This is a genomic window from Roseomonas sp. CAU 1739, assembly GCF_039839775.1.
Taxonomy (GTDB): Bacteria; Pseudomonadota; Alphaproteobacteria; order Acetobacterales; family Acetobacteraceae; genus Neoroseomonas.
The window spans coordinates 696086-715448 of the sequence record NZ_JBDOQQ010000001.1; the positions used below are offsets into that span (position 1 = coordinate 696086).

Sequence of the window (19363 nt, forward strand, 5' to 3'; positions counted from 1 at the left end):
GTGGACCTGCAGGAACGTGTCTGAATTCGACAACCAGGGTGGCACCGGCCCGATCGAGGCCGAGGTGAAATGGTACAACAGCCGGAAGGGCTTTGGCTTCGTCCTCGGCCCGGACGGTACCGACGTCTTCTTCCACGCCTCGGCCCTGACCGAGGCCGGGATCGAACCGCCGGACACTGGTGACAAGCTGGTCTGCGAGATCGGCACGGACCGGCAGGGTCGCCGTCTCGTCACCCGCATCGTGGAACTCAAGCGTGGCGAAGGCGGCGGGTCCGCCGGCGCGGGCGCTGGTGCGCGCCCACCGCGGCGTGACTTCGGCGGCGGTGGTGGTGGTGGCTTCGGCGATCGTCCCCCTCGGCGTGACTTCGGCGGCGGCGGTGGTGGCTTCGGCGATCGTCCCCCGCGGCGTGATTTCGGCGGCGGCGGTGGTGGCTTCGGCGACCGTCCCCCGCGGCGTGACTTCGGCGGTGGCGGCGGCTTCGGTGGTGGTGGTGGCTTCGGCGACCGTCCGCCGCGCCGCGACTTTGGCGGCCCGCCCTCCGGCGGCTTCGGCGACCGTCCCCCGCGTGCCTTCGGCGACCGTCCGCCCCGGCGCGATTTCGGCGGCGGTGGCCGCGACGAAGGCGGCCCGACCTACGACGTCAACGGCACGGTCAAGTGGTTCGACCAAGTCCGCGGCTTCGGCTTCGTGACGCCGGACGATGGTGGCCAGGACGTGTTCCTGCACTCCTCCGTCCTGCAGCGCGCGGGCAAGCAGGACGTCCAGCAGGGCGAGAAGGTCAACCTGGAAGTGCGTGACGGCCAGCGCGGCCGCCAGGCCGTGAACATGAAGGACTGACCCTTCGGGTCATCCACGGAAGGCCCCGCTGCCGCAAGGCGCGGGGCCTTTTTCATGACCGGCCGGGCCGATTGGAGCGTGACGGCCACAGGTGCGAATGCACCGGGGATCTGAATCACTCGATCAAACAATATGTCAGAGCGTGATAGGTGAACGAATGTGAACCAATCACGCTCTTAGCCGCCACCGTCCGGTGGCCGAAGAAATCCTGTCGCGATTAGCGATGCCTTCACCTTTGCGGGTCACAGTGGTGCCGAGACGGGAATATCCCGTCACCGTGAAGGGAAGATCCCGCAATGAGCCTCAACTCGGTGAATACGAACGTCGGCGCCATGGTGGCGCTGCAGTCGCTCAACCGCACGAATGAGGCGCTCAACGCAACGCAGAAGCGCGTCTCGACCGGCTTCCGCGTCTCCGATGCCAAGGATGACGGCGCGGCCTTCGCCGTGGCGCAGTCGGTGCGGGCCGATGTCGCGGGCCTCACCGCCGCCAATGAACAACTCGGTGGCACCAAGGGGATTCTCGACACCGCCCTGTCCGGCCTCACCAAGGTCTCCGACACTATGACCAAGGTGCGCGAGACGCTGGTCCGCCTGGCCGACGACACGCTCAACACCGACCAGCGCGCCCAGTATGAGGCCCAGTACGAGGCGCTGCGCACGCAGATCCAGAACTTCATCCAGGACGCGACCTACAATGGCCGCACCCTGCTCGACACCAACACCAGCAATGGTGGTGGCGACATCACCACCACGCGCAACGAATCGGGCACCACCTACACGCTGACCGCGGCCGATGGTGCGGGCACCATGGTCATCGCCGCCGCGCCGACCGATGCCGCGACGGCGCAGGCGGCCCTTGGCGCGGGTGGCGACTGGGCCTCGGTGAACACGCTGATCGCCGACGCACTGAATCGGTTCGGCTCCGACAGCCGCTATGTCGACGCCCAGATCGGCTACAATCGCGACAAGCTCGACGCGTTGGATGGCGGCCTGGGCTCGCTGATCGATGCCGACCTCGCGAAGGAATCGGCACGGCTGCAGGCGCTGCAGATCCGCCAGCAGCTCGGCACCCAATCGCTGTCCATCGCCAACCAGGCGCCGCAGTCGCTGCTGAGCCTGTTCAAGGGCTGATCAGCCGAAGCGTCGCGGCCGCAGCCCGGCGAACAGATAGGACGCGAGCGAGACCACATCATGCACCGGCAGGCCCAGCGCCGCCTGCAAGGCCGCCGCATAGGGCGGCATGTTGGTGCATTCCAGCACAATGGCGCCGACCTCGGGGTGCTTGGCCACCAGCGCGCGCCCCGCATCGATGATGTCCTGCTCCGCCGCCGCGGCGTCGAGCTCCGGCTTATCCTGGTGCACCAGCACGCGGTACAGTTCCCGTCCGCCCTCGATCCCCATCACCGGCGTGTCCGCCGCCATGCCGGCCGCGGCATAGTGCGCCGGGGTGAGCGACACCGGGCTCACGGTAATGACGCCGACGCGTTGGCCGGCCGGCAGCAGCGCCTCGACCCAGGGCACCTGCAATAGGGATGACGTCGCTACCGGCACGCCGACCGCCGCGGCGATTTCCTTCTGGAAAATGCACAGGAAGCCGCAGCTGGTGGTGATCGCCTCGGCGCCAAGGGCCACCAATTCCCGCGCCGCCGCGATGAAGTCGGGCAGCAGGCCGCGCGCGCCCTGCAGCACCACGCGTTCGGGCGTGGCGCCCGGCACCACGCGGTACAGCACCGGGAAGGGCCAGGTCGCGCCGTTGCCGATATCGCCCGGAATGCGCGGGAACCGCGTCTCCAGCATGATGATGCCGAGCGGGACGCCCTGGACGGGCTTCCCGCCGCGCGCATTCCGCGCGAGGCTTGGGGCAGGGAAGGAAGGGTTCATGGCTGGCGAGGCTAGAGCGTTTTCCGCCGCGGCGGAAATGGCGCCGGCCCGAGGCCCGATGCGCTCCGCCGATCGCGACGGCCCGGCGCAGGGGTTCGGACCGCTGCCCATGGAACGAACGCCCGGTGTCCCCACCCATGCCGAACCCCAGCCTTCCTCCGTCAACAAGGAGAACCGGGACCCATGATTCGACGCACCCTGCTTGCCGCGGCCCTTGCCGCCATCGTCGCCGCGCCCGCCATGGCGCAGGACGCCCCCTGGCCGAACCGGCCGATCACCCTGATGGGCGGCTTCCCCAATGGCGCCGGGACCGACATCTATGCCCGACGCTTGTCCGAACCGCTGTCGCGCGCGCTCGGCGTCCCGGTGGTGGTGGACAATCGCAGCGGGGCGGGCGGCAATATAGGGTCCGAATACGTCGCCAAGCAGCCGCCCGATGGCTACACCTTCCTGATCGGCACCGCCGGCACGCATGCGATCAATGCCTCGCTGTATCGGCGGCTTCCATTCAACGTCATCAACGACTTCACGCCCGTGGCGCTGCTCGGCGATGTGCCGAACGTGATGCTGGTGAACCCGGAGAAGCGCCCGAATTTCCGCACCTGCCAGGATGTGCTGGCGGCGGCCCGCGCACGGCCGCAGGCGGTCTCCTACGCCTCGACCGGCAATGGCGCCTCGACTCACCTGGCGGGCGCGCAACTGGCCACGGCGGCGCGGCTGGACCTGCTGCATGTGCCGTATCGCGGCCAGCCGGGCGCGATTGCTTCGCTGCTGGCCGGCGATACCGATGTTTTCTTCAACCAGACCGGTCCTTCGATGGGTCCGATCCGCCAGGGCCAGGTCCGCGCGCTTGCGGTGCTGACGCGCGAACGCCTGCCGGCGCTGCCGGACGTGCCCACCGTCGCCGAGGCCTGCGGCGTGCCGCCGATGGATACCTCGACCTGGTACGGCATCCTCGCCCCGGCGCATCTGCCGGCGCCGATCCTCACGCGGATGAATGCCGAGGTGAACCGCATCATCGCCACGCCCGAATTCCGCGAGTGGCTGATCCAGAACCAGGCCATCACCCCGCCCGTCGCGCCCAATTCACCTGAGCAGTTCCGCGAGACGCTGGTTGCCGACGTGGCGCGCTGGGCCGAAGTGGTCCGCACCTCGGGCGCGACCGTGGACTGAGCAATCTCCATCGGACGCTCTCGGCCGGCCGCCGGCCGAACGCCGTGCGGCGCCTTCGGGCGTCGCCGACCGCGTCGCGCCGCGCTGCCGGCCGCGGCGCCGCGCCCTTACCGATGGCGGCCATGCGTCGGCCGCCCTGGGTCTGGCGCTTCCAGCAGGGTTAGAAGAGGCGCCATGCTTCGCTCCGCATCCGATCCGCATGGACGCTGGCACGCCGCCCGGGCCACGGCGCGGCGCTGGCTGCGCGCCGAGGCTAGCGAGACGCAACTCGGCCTGACCCTGACCTTCGTCGCAGGCGCCATCAACGCCGGCGGTTTCATGATCGTCGGCCAGTACACCTCCCACATGTCGGGCATCGTCTCGGCCATGGCCGACCATGTCGCGCTGGGGATGGGCCAGGTCGTGCTGGCGGGGCTGCTGGCGCTGGCCTCCTTCATGGCCGGGGCGGCGCATTCCGCCTGGCTGATCAATCTTGGCAGGCGGCTCGGCTGGCGCAGCCGCTATGCGTTGCCGCTGCTGGTCGAAGCCGCGCTACTGCTGGCCTTCGGCATCATGGGCGCGCTGCTGCCCGCCGAACTCGTCGCGATCCCGGTCGTGCCCCTGCTGTGCTTCCTGATGGGCGTGCAGAATGCCTGCATCACCAAGATCTCCGGGGCACGGATGCGCACCACCCATGTCACCGGCATCGTCACTGACCTCGGCATCGAGATCGGCAAGCTGACCTACTGGAACGCCGATGCCCGCAGCGATGCGCCGAAGGTGTTCGCCGACCGCGCGAAAATGCGGCTTCTGGCCGGACTTCTGGCCTGCTTCACGGTGGGCGGCGTGATCGGGGCCCTGGCCTTCGCTCGAATGGGGCTTGCCGCCTGCATGCCACTCGCGGTGGTGCTGCTGATCCTGGCCAACGCGGTGATCCCGGCCGAGGCCGAGTAGTCGGCTCGGCTCGTATCGGTGGTCTATTCGCTGTGCTGTCGGACCGAGAGGGGCGTCGCCCCTCTCGGGCTCACCCCACCAAAGGCCAGTGGGCCTTTGGAAACCGATACCTGGCGCCGGGCACTACTGTTGGGTTCATCGCCTTGACCAGCCTATGCGCGCGGTGCGGGTGTCTGATGCCCAGCGCCAATTGACGGCATTCCAAATGCCCCAGGCATTTGGCGGGCCGGCGCCCTTGCAACCTTCCTTCACCGGCGCCCGCGAACTTACGCGGCGACCAGCCGCCCACCCTCCACCCGCAAACCGCGGTCATGGAACTGCGCCACAGCCGGGCGATGCGCGATCGACACCAGCGCCGTGCCCGGCAGCCTCTCCTTTAACCTCGCGTAGAGTCGTTCCTCCGCTCCCGGATCGAGGCTCGCCGTCGCCTCATCGAGGAACAGCCAGTCCGGCTTCAGCAGCAGTGCGCGGGCCAGTGCGAGGCGTTGCTGCTCGCCACCCGATAGCCGCTTGTCCCACGAATCCGCCTCGTTCAACCGCGGCACCAGATGGCCGAGCTCCGCCGCCTCGAGCGCTTCGGTAACCTGCGCATCGGTGAAGCCGGCCTCATCCTCGGGATAGCAGACCGCGCGTTTCAGGCTGCCGAGCGGGATATACGGCCGCTGCGGCAGGAACAGCGCCCGTCCATTCGCCGGCATCGACACACGTCCGGATCCGAAGGGCCAGATGCCCGCGATGGCGCGGAACAGCGTCGACTTGCCGGACCCCGAGGCGCCGGTGATCACCACCGCCTCGCCCGGCGCGACCTCGGCACTTCCGCCTTCGATCAACCGCCGCCCATCTGGCAGGGCGAGCGTGACATCGTCGATCACCAGCCCCGGCTGCGTCCCCTTGGCCGCGATCGGCCCGGTGCCGGCGGTCCGCGCGGTGGCGACGGCGCGGGTGAAGCCGGTCAGTCGTTCCACGGTCGCGCGCCATTCCGTCAGGTCGCGATAGTTCTCGACGAACCAGGACAGGGATTCCTGCACCTGGCCGAAGGCGCTCGATGTCTGGATCAGCCCGCCCAGCGGAATCCGCCCGGCGAAATAGGCGGGCGCCGCGACGACGATGGGGAAGATGCTCGCCACCTGGCTGTAGCCGACGCTGAACAGCATCAGGCGCTTGGTCGCGGTCATGATGGACCACCAATTCTCCATCAGCGCGCGGAAGCGCATGGTCAGGCCGCGCTTCTCGTCGGCCTCCCCGCCATGCAGGGCGATGCCCTCGACATTCTCGCGGAAGCGCACCAGCGCGTAGCGGAAATCCGCCTCGACCTTCTGTTGGTTGAAGTTCAGCCGGATCAGCGGCCGCCCGATCAGATGCGCGAGCCAGGTGCCCGCCAGCGCATAGACCAGCGCCACCCACACCATGTAGCCCGGGATGGTGACGCCCAGGATCGTCACCGGCCCCGACAGCGACCACAGCACCAGCACGAAGGACCCGAGCGTCACCACCGAGCGCATCAGCCCCAGCCCGAGCGTGAGCGTCTGGCCGACGAACATCCGCGCATCCTCTGCGATGCGCTGGTCGGGGTTGTCGGTCTCCGGGTCGGTCAGCGCCATGCGGTAATAGGCGCGGCCTTCGAGCCACTGCGTCAGGTAGATCTCGGTCAGCCAGCGCCGCCAGCGGATCTCCAGCGCCTGGCGCAGATACAGCGCATAGACCGCGATCAGGATGTAGAGCGTCGCGACCAGGGTGAAGGATGGCAGGAAGCCGTCCTCCTCGGTGCTGTGCCAGGTGAACAGCAAGGCCGTGAAGGCCGCCGAATCCTTCGCTTCCAGCGCGTTGTAGAATGCCCGCTGCCAGAAGGTCAGCACCACCGTCATGCCCACCAGGGACAGGTTCAGCACGATGACGGCGGCAAGCAGCCCGCGCGCCGCCCAGCGATCCTCGCTCGACCAATAGGGCCGCGCGAGCGCCCAGGCTTCGCGCAGGAAGGGACCAACCCGCCGCATTCAGAACTCTCCTTCAGCCGTGCCGCAGCCGGTTCTCGAAGTCGCCGAGCCACTCCATCACGCGGGCCCGGTTCACCCCGAAATCCGACCGGCCCAGCAGGCTGCGTGAATAGAGCCACAGGCCGGTGCCGCCGCCGCTTGGCGCCAGCTCCGCCACCACGATGTCGGGGTAGTTCATCAACCGCGACCGCACCACCCACTGCGCCTGGAGGCGGTCGTGATAGTCGGCGAGCGGATAGGTCCGCGGCTGTGCCGCGGCGACAGCGCGGATCGCATCGAAACCGGCCTGCGGCGTTACCGGGAATGGGTCGCGATGCAGGTGCCCGATGCCCGGCGCCGTGGTCGGCGTCAGCAGGCAGGTATTGGGAGTTGTCGGCAGCACCAGCGTCGCGAAGTCGACCGGCTGCGGCGGCGGCACGCCATTGGCGCCGCGCGAGAACAGCAGCTCGATCATGGCTTCGCGCGCAGGCGGATCACGCCGCGGATCTCAGCCTCGGGGTCGGCCGGCTTTCCCTTGCGCAGGATGTCGATCTGCCCCTCCCGCGCCAGCAGCGTCGCCTCCCGCCGGATGCGGGTCAGCAGCGACTGCCAGTTCTCGGTAGCCAGGGCGCGCGCGACGTCCTCGGGCGTGAAGCTCTTTTCCGGCCCATGGGCGACGGCCTGGGCGAGGATTGCCTCGCGGATGGCGGGTTCGCTCATGGCGCGAGCCAGGTGGCATCGGCCACCCCGTCGGCATCCCAGGTGAAGCGCGCGCGACGGTGCCCGGCAGGGTCCAGCAGCAGCCAGTCGAGGCTTTCGAAGCGCAGCACCACGGCAGCGAAATGCGCGCGGCCGCCGAAGGGGTCGCCGGGCGCGTCGGGCGGTGCGGGCAGGGGCGTGCCGGGCTGGTGGGCGGTGGCATAGGTCATGCGGCTGGTCTCCCGGCTGGCGGCCCAAGCCGCCTCGGCGATGGTGTCGTCATGATGCAGGCTGGCGTGGCCAGCCAGCCGCAACTGCAGCCGCGCTGCCGGATCGTATCCGTGCAGTGCAACGCGGGGGTCGGCGGCCAATTCGGCCACCTTGGCGCTGCGGCGGTCGGTGTGGATATGCAGGATGCGCGTCCGGGCATCGACATGGCGCAGCACGACGCTGCGCAGCGATGGTGCGCCATCCAGGCCGCAGGTGGCCAGGGTTGGCGTGTGGAAGGCGCTGCGGTGGTCCTGGACGCCGTTGGCCAGGGCAGCAAATGCCGCGGCCAATGCCGCATCCAGCGTCGCGGGTGGGGTGCGGATCATCCCCGCGGGTATGCCGCCATCCCGCAAGGACGCAATCCCCATTGCATGGAATCGGCGGCCCTGATGGCGGAAGATTGGAGGGGCTTTGCCCCTCCAAGCCACCCCACCAAAGGCTTAAGGCCTTTGGAAACCGTCACCTGGTACGGGGCTCGACGGTCAGGATCGGTGCCCGGATTCGGTCTTCTGCCCGCCGTCGCGGCTTCGCCAACCCGGCACCAAGTCGAGGTTTCCAAAGGCCTTAAGCCTTTGGTGGGGGAGGTCCGGAGGGGGCAAAGCCCTCTCCGGTTCCACCGGGCGGCGCCCCTGCGGATCCGTCAGGCGAATTCCCGCTCGACGCGCGGCCCCGGCGCGGGGATCGCCGCGATTTCGCGGATGATCTTGCGGCGCACCGCCCCGGCGAAGGATTCATACCCCTCGGCCACCATCAGGAATGCGCCCGGCCCGCCGATCACCTCGTCGCGGTAGTATTCGTCCACCGGCGGCAGGCCGGCGAGCAGCGCGGCCGGCTGCGGGCTGCGGTCGAGCACGGCGAGGCCATTGATCACGATGTCCTTCGCCAGCGCCTCGGCCCGCGCGGCCGACAGTGGCCGGCCGGAATTGTTCACCCCGTCGCCGGAGATATCGACGACGCGGCGCAGCCCTTCGAAGCGCTGGCCGAACTGGTTCGCCGCATAGTCGATGGCGCCGGAGATCGAGGTGTAGAGGTAGGTCTCGCGCGACGCGGCATCGAGGGCGCGGGCGAAGCGCTCGCAGCTCGCAGGGCCATCCAGCCGCGCCCAGGGCACCAGCGTGTGCTGGATGTTCCAATCCGACCAGACGAACAGGGTGACGGCGATGGCACCCATCGGCCCGCCGGCGATGCCCTCGGCCAGGCGTGGGTCCCGAAAGGCCTCGGCATAGCCCTTCATCTGCATCTCCATCTCCTCGTTGTCGACGGAGCGGGAGACGTCCACGGCCAGCACCAGTTCGACATCGACCTCAGTCGAGGCGCGTGCGTTACGGCCGGTGATCAGCGCGGGGGTGGCAAGGCCGGCAGCAAGCAGCAGGCGGCGAGAGACTGGACGCGACATCGGTACCCTCCTGTAGGGCCGTGTTGGGGGGTGCAGTCCTTCCCGTCCGCCTCCGTCACCGAAGCTTTCTTATGATGCACAAATACGGAACGACGTTGTGCGACGCAACATAAATCTCAGCAATGCTGTCATAATATGCCAGCGAATAGAGCAACTGTGGCATGCGCGACACGACCCATGCCGCCGCTTGCCTTTCTTTGCGGCGCCTGCCGATCATTGCGCGCGAATGAATTCATCCATCGGGCGATATCCCGGCACTGGCATGCAACCCCCTCATGTGTGACGCTGGTCCGTCAGATCCGAAAGATCACGCCATGCCTGCCTTGACGCCGCCCGATCCGATGGAAGCCGGTGGGGGCGTCGACGCGGCCCGCATATATGCCGATCTGCAGAATGATTGGGCCGGCTTCAGCGGCGAGGAGCAGCGGCTGATCCTGATGGTGCGGGAGCTGTTTTGGCAGGCCGATCTGCACACCAACGCGGTCACCCTGTATGGCGGCTCCAGCGTGTTCTGCGGCGGGCACGTCGAAGTCGATGATGGCGGCGTGCTGTACTCGCAATGGCGCGCGGCACTCGACGCGCAGTTCTTCATGGGCGGCGAGCGGATCAGCAGCCACACGAGCACCCATGCGCAGTACGAGATCGCCATGCCGACCGGCTGGGGCACGCATCTGTTCGGCGTGCGCAATGGCGGCACCTGGTTCCAGAACGAGACCTACGCCATCACCACCACCTGGGGCGACTATTTCGGCCATGTCGGCACCACCGTCGAATATGGCGGCAGCAAGCTCCTGGCGGCACTCGGCGTCGGCACGGTGCAGAACATCGGTGCCAAGGGAAAGTCGCCGCTCGACGACGCGCATCCGCTGCGCCTGCCGGCGGCCTGGTGCAATGCAAACCTGGATGCGTTGATCGGCCAGTTCGGCTGGTAGGGCGCGGGCCCTCCGATACCCGCGGCCACTACTCAAGACCGGTGGTAGGAGGGCTTGTCGGATCCTCGGTCGACGGCCGCAAACCTCCGGATTGCTTGGCTTTCGCCGGACTACCGGCGGGCCACATTCGTGGCCTCGGTCCAAGTCCAGACGTCGGGCCGTTGGTATCAGGGGCCGTTTGGAAACGCGCCTCTCGGCCCGGTTCCAAACAGACGTTCAGAAACCCCCACCGGCGGCGAGCCATGCGGCTTCATCCGCTGTGCTTGGGCGCCCCATCGCCACATTGCGATGCGGGAAGCGCCCGAAGCGGGCGATCACGGCGCGGTGCCGCCAGGCGTAGTCGATCGTCCCGTCTTGCCTGGCCATACGCGGGTCGTCGCGCAGCCCTTCGAATAGCGCAACCGAGAGATCCTGGTCCGCCATCGCCTCCGAATGCTCGAAGGGGAGGTACAGGAAGACCCGTTGGGTCGGGGTCAGCCCGACATCGATGCGCCGCCCCAGCACGGCGTCGCGCGCGATGTCCCGCATCATCGGGTCGGCGGCAAACGCTTCGGCGCTGCCGCGATGCAGGTTGCGCGGGAACTGGTCCATCAGGATGGCCAGCGCCAGCACGCCGGCCGCGCTGTCCCGCCACGACGCCAGCGCATCGGTCCGCGCGACGGCGGCGAGGTCGCCGTAGCGGGCGCGGATCTCCGCATCGAAGGCGTCGTCGCGCTTGAACCAGGCGTCGCGAAAGGTGTCGGGCCCGTCGGCGAACCAGAAGGCCAGGACATTGAGCGGCGTGGTCAAGCGAGCGCCCTTTCCAGCAGGCGGACGGAATGCAGCGCGGGCCGGCCTGCGAGATCGGCGATCTGGTGCCGGCAGGACGTGCCGTCGGCGACGATGAAGGCGGCGGGCGCAGCGGCACGCACCGCCGGCAGCAGGGCGAGTTCCCCCATCGCCTTCGATGTTGCCAGCGTTTCCGCCTGGTAGCCGAAGGCGCCTGCCATGCCGCAGCAGGATGACGTGATCGGCGTGACGGTCAGCCCCGGGATCCGCTTCAGCAGTGCCACAGCGGGCGGGAAAGCGCCGAAGGCCTTCTGGTGGCAATGGCCGTGGATATGCGCCTCGCCATGAACGGGCTTGAGCGCCAGCACGGCCTTCTCGCGTTCGAGGAACTCGGACAGCAGGAAGGCGCGCGCGGCCAGCGCGCGGGACGCATCGCCTGGCAGCAGCGCGAGGAATTCGTCGCGCAGCGTGGTGAGCGAGGATGGCTCGATGCCGATGACGGGCGAGGCGTAGTGCGACAGCGCCGCGAGCGTTCGGTGCGCCTCGTCGCGCGCGCGATCAACAAGGCCGGCCGAGAGCAGCGTGCGTCCGTCATCGAGCGGTCGGGTGCCATAGGCCGGGCGCGCGACGGCGGGATCGTAGCCGGCCGCGCGCAGCACCCGTGCGGCAGCGCGCAGATTCTCCGGCTCGTAATAGCGGTTGAAGGCGTCGGGCAGCAGGATGACCTCGCGCTCACGGCCATCCGGGGCGCGGAGTTCGTCGTCATGGAAGGCATTCCAGACGAAACGGGGCAGGGATCGCTCGGCGGCGATGCCAAGCAGGCTTTCGGCCAGGGCGGCGAGGCCCGGCACCCAGTTGCGCGCATTGGCCGTCGGCGGAAACAGCGACGCCCAGCGCGCCCAGCGTGGCATCGTCGCGATGATGCGCTCGCGCCAGCCGATGCCGTGCTGCTTCGCGCGCGCCGCCAGCACCTCGATCTTCATCCGCGCCATGTCGACGCCTGTCGGGCATTCCCGCTTGCAGCCCTTGCAGGAGACGCAGAGTTTCAGTGCCTCGGCGACCTCGTCGGAGGCCAGTGCGCCAGGGATCTGCTGCGTCAGGGCGAGCCGCAGCGTGTTGGCGCGCCCGCGCGTCAGGTGCTGCTCGTCCCGCGTCGCGCGGTAGGACGGGCACATGACATTGGCGTCGAACTTCCGGCAGGTGCCGTTGTTGTTGCACATCTCGACCGCGCTCAGCAGCCCGCCGAGCGGCCCTGGATAGTCCGACCAGTCGAGCGCCGGCGTGATCGCCGCATCCGCCGTGTATTCGGGCGCGTAGCGGAACAGCGTGCGGTCATCCATCTTCGGTGCGCGCACGACGCGGCCGGGATTGAGCAGCGCGTTCGGGTCGAAGTTGTCCTTCACTTCCTCGAAGGCGCGGGCGATGCGGCTGCCGAACATCGGTTCGTTGAATTCGGATCGCACGATGCCGTCGCCATGTTCGCCGGAATGCGATCCCTTGTATTCGCGCACCAGCGCGAAGCATTCCTCGGCGATGACGCGCATCTTCCGCACGTCCTCGCCATCCTTCATGTTCAGCACCGGGCGGACATGCAGGCACCCGACCGACGCATGGGCATACCAGGTGCCCTTGGTGCCGTGCTTCGCGAAGACGTCGTTCAGCCGTTCGGTGTAGTCGGCAAGGTCTTCCAGACCAACCGCGCAATCCTCGATGAAGGAGACCGGCTTACCGTCGCCCTTCATCGACATCATGATGTTGAGGCCAGCCTCGCGCACCTCGGCGATGGCCGCCTGGAAGCCGGCTTCCGTCGCGCGCACCACGGCGTCCGGATAGCCGAGATCGGCCATCATTTCCTCAAGCCGGTCCAGCGCCTGCAGCAGCGGCGCCTCGTCATGCCCGTGGAACTCGACGATCAGCAGCGAGTCCGGCTCGCCCTTCACCATGCGGTCGATAGTTGCGCGATAGATCGGGATCGACCGGCCGAGGTCGATCATCGTGCGGTCCACCAGTTCCACCGCCTCGGGGTTGAGCGTCACCAGGTGCTGGGATGCCGCCATCGCCGCGCGGAAGGTCGGGAACTGGCAGATGCCCAGCGTCTTGCGCGGCTTGATCGGCCACAGCTTCAAATCCAGCGCCGCCGAGAACGCCAGCGTCCCCTCCGACCCCACCAGCAGCCGCGCGAGGTTCCCGCGCCCCTCCGCCCGTGCCGCCGGCGTCAGGCTTTCGATGTTGTAGCCGCCGACGCGGCGTAGCTGATGCGGGAAGCGCGCCGCGATCTCCTCCGCTTCCCGCGCTCCCAGCGCCCGCAACCGCTGGATCAGTTCCGCTGTCGGGGCAGGGATGTCGCCGCCGAGATTGTCCGGCAGATCCCGGAAGGTGAAGCGCGATCCATCGGCCAGCAGCGCGTCGATCGCCGTGACGTTGTCCGCCATCAGCCCGTAGCGGATCGACTTCGACCCGCAGGAATTGTTCCCCGCCATGCCGCCGATCGTGCAGCGCTGCCAGGTGGAGGGATCGACCGGAAAGAACAGCCCGTGCTGCTTCAGCGCATCGTTCAGCGCGCCGAGCGTGACGCCCGGCTGCACGCGCGCGCGCTGTGCCGCCGCGTCCACCTCGATCACGCCGCGCAGGTACTTCGTGCAATCGAGCACCAGCGCGCGGTTCACCGTCTGCCCGCATTGGCTCGTCCCGCCGCCACGCGGCAGCACCGGGATGCCCTCCTCCCGGCACAGCGTCATCGCCGCCTGCACGTCATCCAGGTTGCGCGGTACCAGCACGCCATAGGGCTCGATCTGGTAGATCGAGGCATCCGTCGCGTAGCGCCCGCGATCGGCGGCGGAGAACAGCACCTCGCCTTGCGTCTCGCGCCGCAGGCGTTCGGCGAGCCGGCTGTCGCCGAGGCTCGGGCGGGTCGTGACATTCATCGATGATCATCCTGCGGCAGCAGGACGAGCGGTGCCTCGGCCTGCCGGGATTCAAGAAGGTGGTGGGCGCGCGCCGCCTCCTGCATCGGCAGCGCGAGGCCCGTCTCGGCGCGCAGCGCGCCGGTGGCGAGCACATCGAACAATGCTGTGGCCATCGCTTCCAGCGCCGCGCGCTCGGCGATGTAGTGGAACAGGATCGGCCGCGTCAGGCTGTTGGACTTCGCTGCCAGCCGCTGCACCTGGAACGGCGGCACCGGGCCGGAGGCCTGCCCGAAATTCACCAGATGCCCGCGCAGCGCGAGGCAGTCGAGCGACCCGTCAAATGTATCCTGGCCCACCGAATCATACACGGCATGCACACCGCGCCCGTCGGTGATGCGGCGCACCTCGGCGGCGAAATCCTGGCGCCGGTACAGGATCGTATGCGTGCAGCCGGCGGCGCGTGCGACCTCGGCCTTCGCATGCGTGCCGACCGTGCCGATCACCGTCGCACCCAGATGCGCCGCCCATTGGCACAGCAGCCGCCCGACGCCGCCCGCCGCGGCATGCACCAGGATGGTCTGCCCGGCCTGCACGCGATGCACCTGGCACAGCAGCATCTGCGCCGTCAGTCCCTTGAGCAGCACGCTGGCGGCGAGGTGATCCGACATCCAATCCGGCAGGCGCAGCGCGAGGGCCGCCGGCAGCACGCGATGCGACGCATAGGCGCCATACCCGCCGGTGACGTAGCCGACCCGATCGCCCGGCGCGAAGCCAGTCACGCCGGGGCCGACAGCCTCGACCACGCCGGCCGCCTCGATCCCCGGCACGCCGGGCAGCGGCAGCGTCCGGTACAGCCCCGACCGCACATAGCAGTCATGGAAATTCACGCCGACCGCGGTCTGGCGCAGCAGCAGCTTGCCGGGGCCGGGGGCAGGGACCTCGATCGCCTCCGGGCGCAATACCTCTGGTCCGCCGTGCTCGCGGAGCATGATCGCCTGCGCCATGGTATCGCCCCTCCGCCACGCCGTTCCGGACGGCGCGAAACTAGCGGCGATGTGGCCCGCTGTCCGATCCATAATGCTCATCGGCGGGACAAGCGCTGCTCATCGCCGTCGCACCGTTGCCCGGCCGGGACGATCCGGGCAAGACTGTCGCATGCCCCGCTTTCGCCTCTCCCTCGGCCCGCTGCGTGCCAGCCTCGCCGCCGGGCGGGAGGGCGCGGAGTTCCGCTTCGGCGTCGGCGGCCCGCGCTGGCAGCGATGGTACCAGAGCATGGCCGCCCGTCGCCGTGCCGTGCGGGAGCAAGCAACGAAAGCGCCCGAACCGGCCGCGTTCGAGGGCGCAAACGCCGCGCTGCGTCGCCGAATCGCCACCGTCCCCTGGTACCACGCCATCGACCTCGGCGACGGCGTCGTCACCCCCGGCATCTTCGACCATCGACCGCTGATCGACCGCTATGGCCTGCCGGAGTCCCTCTCCGGATTGCGCGTGCTGGATATCGGCACCTTCGACGGCTACTGGGCCTTCGAATTCGAACGCCGCGGCGCCGCGGAGGTGATCGCCATGGACATCGCCACCTTCGGCGATGCCGATTTCCCACCCCCAGCCCGCGCCCGCATGGACCCAGCGGCGCTCGCCGAGGACACCGGCCGCGGCTTCACCATCGCCCACGACGCCCTGGCATCCCGCGTCACCCGCCGCACCGGCAGCGTCTATGCGCTCGACCCTGCGGAATGGGGCCAGTTCGACCTGGTGCATCTCGGCAATGTGCTGGTCCATCTGCGTGACCCCGCACTCGCCCTGCAACGCATCCTCCCGCTCGTGCGCGGCCGCCTGATGGTCAGTGAGGCGATCGACCCCGACCTCGAAGACCTTGAAGGCATGGGACCGCTGCTGCGCTACATCGGCGCCGAGCAGGACTGCAACTGGTGGCGCTTCAACACCGCCGCCATCGAGAAGATGCTGCGTGACGCCGGCTTCGCCACCGCCACCACCACCGCCCGCTTCCGCCTGCCGGTGAAGGGCGGCGCGCGGGACCTGACCCAGGCGGTGTTCATCGCCACCCCTTGAGCCCCGCGGCGCGCAGGCATCGCCCGCGCTCATGGCGCTGACGCGCCGAACTCATTTGGCGCCACGCGCCGCCTGGCGCATGAAGCGCAGCGAGAGAGGGAGCCCAACCCATGGCCTACTACCAGTCCAAGCCCACCGCCGGCCGCCACTTCCTGCAGATCCCCGGACCCACCAACGTTCCGGACCGCGTGCTGCGCGCCATGGACCACCCGACCATGGACCATCGCGGCCCGGATTTCGGCCGCTTCGGCAAGCAGCTGCTGGAGAAGGTCCGCCACGTCTTCAAGACGCAATCCCACGTCGTGATCTACCCGGCGTCGGGCACCGGCGCCTGGGAAGCGGCGCTGACCAACACGCTGTCCCCCGGCGACCGCGTGCTGATGTGCGAGACTGGCTGGTTCGCCCATCTGTGGCAGGAAATGTCCGGCCGCCTCGGCATCGTCACCGACCTGGTGAAGACCGACTGGCGCCGCGGCGCGGATGTCGCCCAGATCGAAGCCCGCCTGCGCGAGGATAAGGCGCACGCCATCAAGGCCGTCTGCGTCGTCCACAATGAGACCAGCACCGGTTGCACGTCGCGCATCGACGAAGTCCGCCGCGCCATGGACGCCGCCGGCCACCCCGCGCTGCTGCTGGTGGACACGATCTCCTCGCTCGGTTCCATCGACTACCGCCACGACGAATGGGGCGTGGACGTCACCGTCGCCGGTTCACAGAAAGGCCTGATGCTGCCCCCAGGCCTGTCCTTCAACGCGATTTCGGCCAAGGCCCTAAAGGCATCCGAGACCGCGAAGCTGCCGCGGTCCTTCTGGGACTGGAGGCCGATGCTGGCATCCAACGCCACCGGCTACTTCCCCTACACGCCGGCGACGAACCTGCTCTACGGGTTGGACGCGGCCGTGGATATGCTGCTCGACGAAGGCCTCGACAACGTCTTCGCCCGCCACGACCGCTTCGCCGAAGCCACCCGCCGCGCCGTGCGGCACTGGGGCTTCGAGATCCAGTGCGCGGATCCGCGGCACTACTCCTCCGCCCTGACCGCCGTGCGCCTGCCGGAGGGGCATTCCGCCAACGCCCTGCGCGCGACGATCCTCGACAAGCACAACATGTCGCTCGGCAACGGGCTCGGGCAGCTCAACGACGTGGTGTTCCGCATCGGGCACCTCGGCGACTTCGGGGATTTGTCGCTGGTCGGCACGCTCGGCGGGGTCGAGATGGGGCTGCGCGAGGCCGGGGTGCCGTACAAGGCCGGCGGGGTGCTGGCGGCGATGGACTACCTGTCGGGGAATGCGTGACAGGAAGGTCGGGGGAGGAGACCTCCCCCGAATCCCCCTCCCTTTTCTGGCTGGGCCGCACCGGAGGTGCCGGCGCGGCGGCGTGTGCGGGGGGGCGGATGCGATGACGGTTGACGAGTTCCGACGCAGCCTGGCCGAGGCAGCCCCACCCGCCGGGCTGCCCGCGCCGCTGCTGGCGCTGTGGTGGGATGCGCGCGGAGACTGGAACCGCGCGCATGAAGCCGCCCAGGCTGGCGAGGATTCGGACAGTGCCTGGGTGCATGCGTATCTGCATCGCAAGGAAGGGGACCTGGCGAACGCGGGGTATTGGTACAGGCGGGCGGGGAAGGTGGTGGGGAAGGGGGCTTTGGAGGAGGAGTGGGGGATGATTGTGGAGGGATTGGTTACCTGAGATGGCGGCCTGGCGCCGTGGTTTACATCTGGGTTGTTGGTTGACAAAATTCTCAAAATGCCCAACGATGCTCGCTGGTAACCGCTTGATGGGGCAGCCGTGGCAAAGAGCTATCCTTGGGAATATCATCCTCATCTGACCGAAGATCGCATTGTCGCGGTCGCATGCTTGATCGTCGATGGACGTCAGGCGGCGGTTGAGCGGTTCGATGAGGAGGCTGGCGACAACGGCTGGACGCTCGGCTGCTGTGCATTCCAGTATGGTCGCGCTCGCATTCTGCGCGCGGTCGATGACGGCACCCATGATTGGCTCGGCGTTATCGACCGAAGCCTGCAACTCATCTTCACAATCGGTGAGGTTCCGGTCCGCATTTATCGCGGGGAGGCGGAGGAACCCACCATCCGTACGATGCGCCAAAGCCGCAACGAACTGCGCCAGCTCGGATTCTCGTTTGATGATCGCGACGAAGGACACGACCTTGCGTACCGCTTCGCCATCGAGACTGATATCGATGGCAGCGTGCTCGCTGTGAAGTTCGTTGGCCTGCGCGGTGAAACGGCGACCCTTAACTGGGACGTGCCGATCGCAGCCGGTCTGCGCTCGGGTGCGGTGGGGCGACCGGCAACAGAGACTGTCGAACTCGACGCTCCGACAATCGGCGTTCGCGAGCGCGAGATCAAGACAGGCGACTAACTCCGTGAGAGCGGCGGGGAATAGTAATGGGAGCTATCGTATTCCACGGCGAGCGCCTTCGGCTTGCTCGGGTCGCGCTCGGGTTGACGCTTGATCAACTCGGTATGCGCGTGAGCGCGACGCGGCAGTACCTTAATCAACTCGAACAGGGCATCAAGTTGCCGACGAGCGAGATGCGGGATGCGCTAGCCGATGCCCTTGGGGTTGCACGGCACTTCTTCACGATGCCTGTAGCAGGCGGCATCCGGCCGGAGCAGTGTCACTTTCGCAAGCAGCGCACGACGCCTGTATCCGTCGTGAGCCAAGTGATTGCGCGCGGCACGCTCCTGGACGGGTTTGTCAGCAGACTGGACCGTGAGCTCGATTTGCCGCCGGTGTCGTTTCCGGACATTTCCGTGGTGAACATCCGCGACGTTGAAGATGCGGCTGATGCAGTTCGCGAGTATTGGCGTCTCGGTACTGGGCCAATCTCCAACATGATGCGCGTGGTCGAGAATGCGGGTGCGGTGGTAAGTTTTTTCGGCGGTGTATCGGAGCGCGTTGATGCGCTGTCGATTGACTGCGTGCGGCCCATGATTATCCGCAGTGAGGCCAAGCCTGCGGCCTGTCGTCTCCGTTTTGACCTAGGGCACGAAGCCGGGCATCTTATTATGCATCGCGGCCTCCAGACGGGTGACAAGGAGACCGAGGATCAAGCCAATCGCTTTGCGAGCGCTTTCCTGCTGCCACGCTCTTCCTTCGTGCATGAGTTTCCGCGTGGTCGCTTCCTCGACTGGACGGCGATCTACGAGTTAAAGCTTCGCTGGAAGGTCTCCGCTGCCGCGATCCTTCGACGCGCCTATGACTTGCGGATGTTGTCGGCCGACCAGTACCGCACCGGATATATCCATTTGAGCAAGACCGGGCAGAAGAAACTCGAGCGGTATGACGACATGATTCCGGCCGAGGCCCCTGAGCTTCTCTCAAAGGCGATCAGCGCGCTTGAGGCGACTTATCGCGGATCGGTGGCGAGGCTTATGGAAGAAAGTGGGCTAAGCGCAGATATGTTCAATCACGTATCTGGTTTGCGTCTTCCGGAGATAAATAATAACGATAATAATGTAGTTCCTATTCGATTTTTTATTTAGTGGATATGTTCAGTGC

The 19363-nt window shown here is 67.8% G+C and carries 19 protein-coding genes; 10 read left to right on the forward strand and 9 right to left on the reverse strand.

What is annotated here, in order from left to right; genetic code table 11:
- Positions 1-16 precede the first annotated feature (16 nt).
- Positions 17-838 carry a cold shock domain-containing protein gene (locus AAFN86_RS03320; protein ID WP_347541793.1) on the forward strand — a complete coding sequence of 274 codons (822 nt, stop codon included), beginning with the start codon at positions 17-19 and terminating at the stop codon, positions 836-838.
- 296 nt (positions 839-1134) lie between these two features.
- The gene (locus AAFN86_RS03325; RefSeq protein WP_347541794.1) at positions 1135-1971 is read left to right on the forward strand and encodes a flagellin; all 837 of its coding nucleotides are present in this window, start codon (positions 1135-1137) and stop codon (positions 1969-1971) included.
- Here AAFN86_RS03325 and AAFN86_RS03330 read toward each other — a convergent pair whose 3' ends face one another.
- Complete coding sequence (locus tag AAFN86_RS03330; RefSeq protein WP_347541795.1) at positions 1972-2721, reverse strand: aspartate/glutamate racemase family protein; 750 nt, start codon at positions 2719-2721, stop codon at positions 1972-1974.
- Positions 2722-2904: 183 nt separating this feature from the next.
- On the opposite strand from AAFN86_RS03330, the gene AAFN86_RS03335 reads away from it, so the two are divergent.
- Both AAFN86_RS03335 and AAFN86_RS03340 read left to right on the forward strand, forming a co-directional pair.
- Positions 2905-3894 (forward strand): tripartite tricarboxylate transporter substrate binding protein, encoded by a 990-nt coding sequence (locus tag AAFN86_RS03335; protein WP_347541796.1) that lies wholly within the window; start codon positions 2905-2907, stop codon positions 3892-3894.
- A gap of 174 nt (positions 3895-4068) precedes the next feature.
- Positions 4069-4827: a YoaK family protein gene (locus AAFN86_RS03340; RefSeq protein WP_347541797.1), complete on the forward strand. Its 759-nt coding sequence runs from the start codon at positions 4069-4071 to the stop codon at positions 4825-4827.
- 266 nt (positions 4828-5093) lie between these two features.
- Here the strand turns inward: AAFN86_RS03340 and AAFN86_RS03345 are convergent, their stop codons facing one another.
- The 5 genes from AAFN86_RS03345 to AAFN86_RS03365 all read right to left on the reverse strand — a co-directional run bounded on the left by AAFN86_RS03345 (position 5094) and on the right by AAFN86_RS03365 (position 9165).
- Positions 5094-6821 carry an ABC transporter ATP-binding protein/permease gene (locus AAFN86_RS03345; protein WP_347541798.1) on the reverse strand — a complete coding sequence of 576 codons (1728 nt, stop codon included), beginning with the start codon at positions 6819-6821 and terminating at the stop codon, positions 5094-5096.
- Positions 6822-6834: 13 nt separating this feature from the next.
- Complete coding sequence (locus tag AAFN86_RS03350; RefSeq protein ID WP_347541799.1) at positions 6835-7275, reverse strand: DUF1499 domain-containing protein; 441 nt, start codon at positions 7273-7275, stop codon at positions 6835-6837.
- The gene (locus tag AAFN86_RS03355) at positions 7272-7520 is read right to left on the reverse strand and encodes a DUF3253 domain-containing protein (protein ID WP_347541801.1); all 249 of its coding nucleotides are present in this window, start codon (positions 7518-7520) and stop codon (positions 7272-7274) included. Before AAFN86_RS03355 ends, AAFN86_RS03350 begins: the two co-directional genes overlap by 4 nt.
- Positions 7517-8095 (reverse strand): pyridoxamine 5'-phosphate oxidase family protein, encoded by a 579-nt coding sequence (locus AAFN86_RS03360; protein WP_347541802.1) that lies wholly within the window; start codon positions 8093-8095, stop codon positions 7517-7519. The genes AAFN86_RS03355 and AAFN86_RS03360 overlap by 4 nt, the downstream gene beginning before the upstream one ends.
- Positions 8096-8409: 314 nt before the next feature.
- Entirely contained in the window at positions 8410-9165 is a 756-nt protein-coding gene (locus AAFN86_RS03365; RefSeq protein WP_347541804.1) for a DUF1194 domain-containing protein, read from the reverse strand.
- A 314-nt stretch (positions 9166-9479) separates the two neighbouring features.
- Here AAFN86_RS03365 and AAFN86_RS03370 point away from each other — a divergent pair, with 314 nt between their 5' ends.
- Complete coding sequence (locus AAFN86_RS03370) at positions 9480-10097, forward strand: hypothetical protein (protein ID WP_347541805.1); 618 nt, start codon at positions 9480-9482, stop codon at positions 10095-10097.
- A gap of 216 nt (positions 10098-10313) precedes the next feature.
- Here the strand turns inward: AAFN86_RS03370 and AAFN86_RS03375 are convergent, their stop codons facing one another.
- The 3 genes from AAFN86_RS03375 to AAFN86_RS03385 are packed head-to-tail and all read right to left on the reverse strand — an operon-like array spanning position 10314 to position 14775.
- The gene (locus AAFN86_RS03375; RefSeq protein WP_347541806.1) at positions 10314-10886 is read right to left on the reverse strand and encodes a DUF924 family protein; all 573 of its coding nucleotides are present in this window, start codon (positions 10884-10886) and stop codon (positions 10314-10316) included.
- On the reverse strand, positions 10883-13789 hold the full coding sequence (locus AAFN86_RS03380; RefSeq protein ID WP_347541807.1) for an FAD-linked oxidase C-terminal domain-containing protein: 2907 nt from the start codon (positions 13787-13789) through the stop codon (positions 10883-10885). The genes AAFN86_RS03375 and AAFN86_RS03380 overlap by 4 nt, the downstream gene beginning before the upstream one ends.
- Entirely contained in the window at positions 13786-14775 is a 990-nt protein-coding gene (locus AAFN86_RS03385; protein WP_347541808.1) for a quinone oxidoreductase, read from the reverse strand. The genes AAFN86_RS03380 and AAFN86_RS03385 overlap by 4 nt, the downstream gene beginning before the upstream one ends.
- A 151-nt stretch (positions 14776-14926) precedes the next feature.
- On the opposite strand from AAFN86_RS03385, the gene AAFN86_RS03390 reads away from it, so the two are divergent.
- The 5 genes from AAFN86_RS03390 (at position 14927) to AAFN86_RS03410 (ending at position 19347) form a co-directional block, all read left to right on the forward strand.
- Positions 14927-15841, forward strand: coding sequence for a class I SAM-dependent methyltransferase (locus AAFN86_RS03390; RefSeq protein ID WP_347541809.1), 915 nt, complete (start codon positions 14927-14929; stop codon positions 15839-15841).
- A 110-nt stretch (positions 15842-15951) separates the two neighbouring features.
- Positions 15952-17136 (forward strand): aminotransferase class V-fold PLP-dependent enzyme, encoded by a 1185-nt coding sequence (locus AAFN86_RS03395; protein ID WP_347541810.1) that lies wholly within the window; start codon positions 15952-15954, stop codon positions 17134-17136.
- 103 nt (positions 17137-17239) lie between these two features.
- Positions 17240-17527, forward strand: coding sequence for a hypothetical protein (locus tag AAFN86_RS03400; RefSeq protein WP_347541811.1), 288 nt, complete (start codon positions 17240-17242; stop codon positions 17525-17527).
- A 99-nt stretch (positions 17528-17626) separates the two neighbouring features.
- Complete coding sequence (locus AAFN86_RS03405; protein ID WP_347541812.1) at positions 17627-18220, forward strand: hypothetical protein; 594 nt, start codon at positions 17627-17629, stop codon at positions 18218-18220.
- A gap of 26 nt (positions 18221-18246) precedes the next feature.
- Positions 18247-19347, forward strand: coding sequence for an XRE family transcriptional regulator (locus tag AAFN86_RS03410; RefSeq protein ID WP_347541813.1), 1101 nt, complete (start codon positions 18247-18249; stop codon positions 19345-19347).
- Positions 19348-19363: the final 16 nt, after the last annotated feature.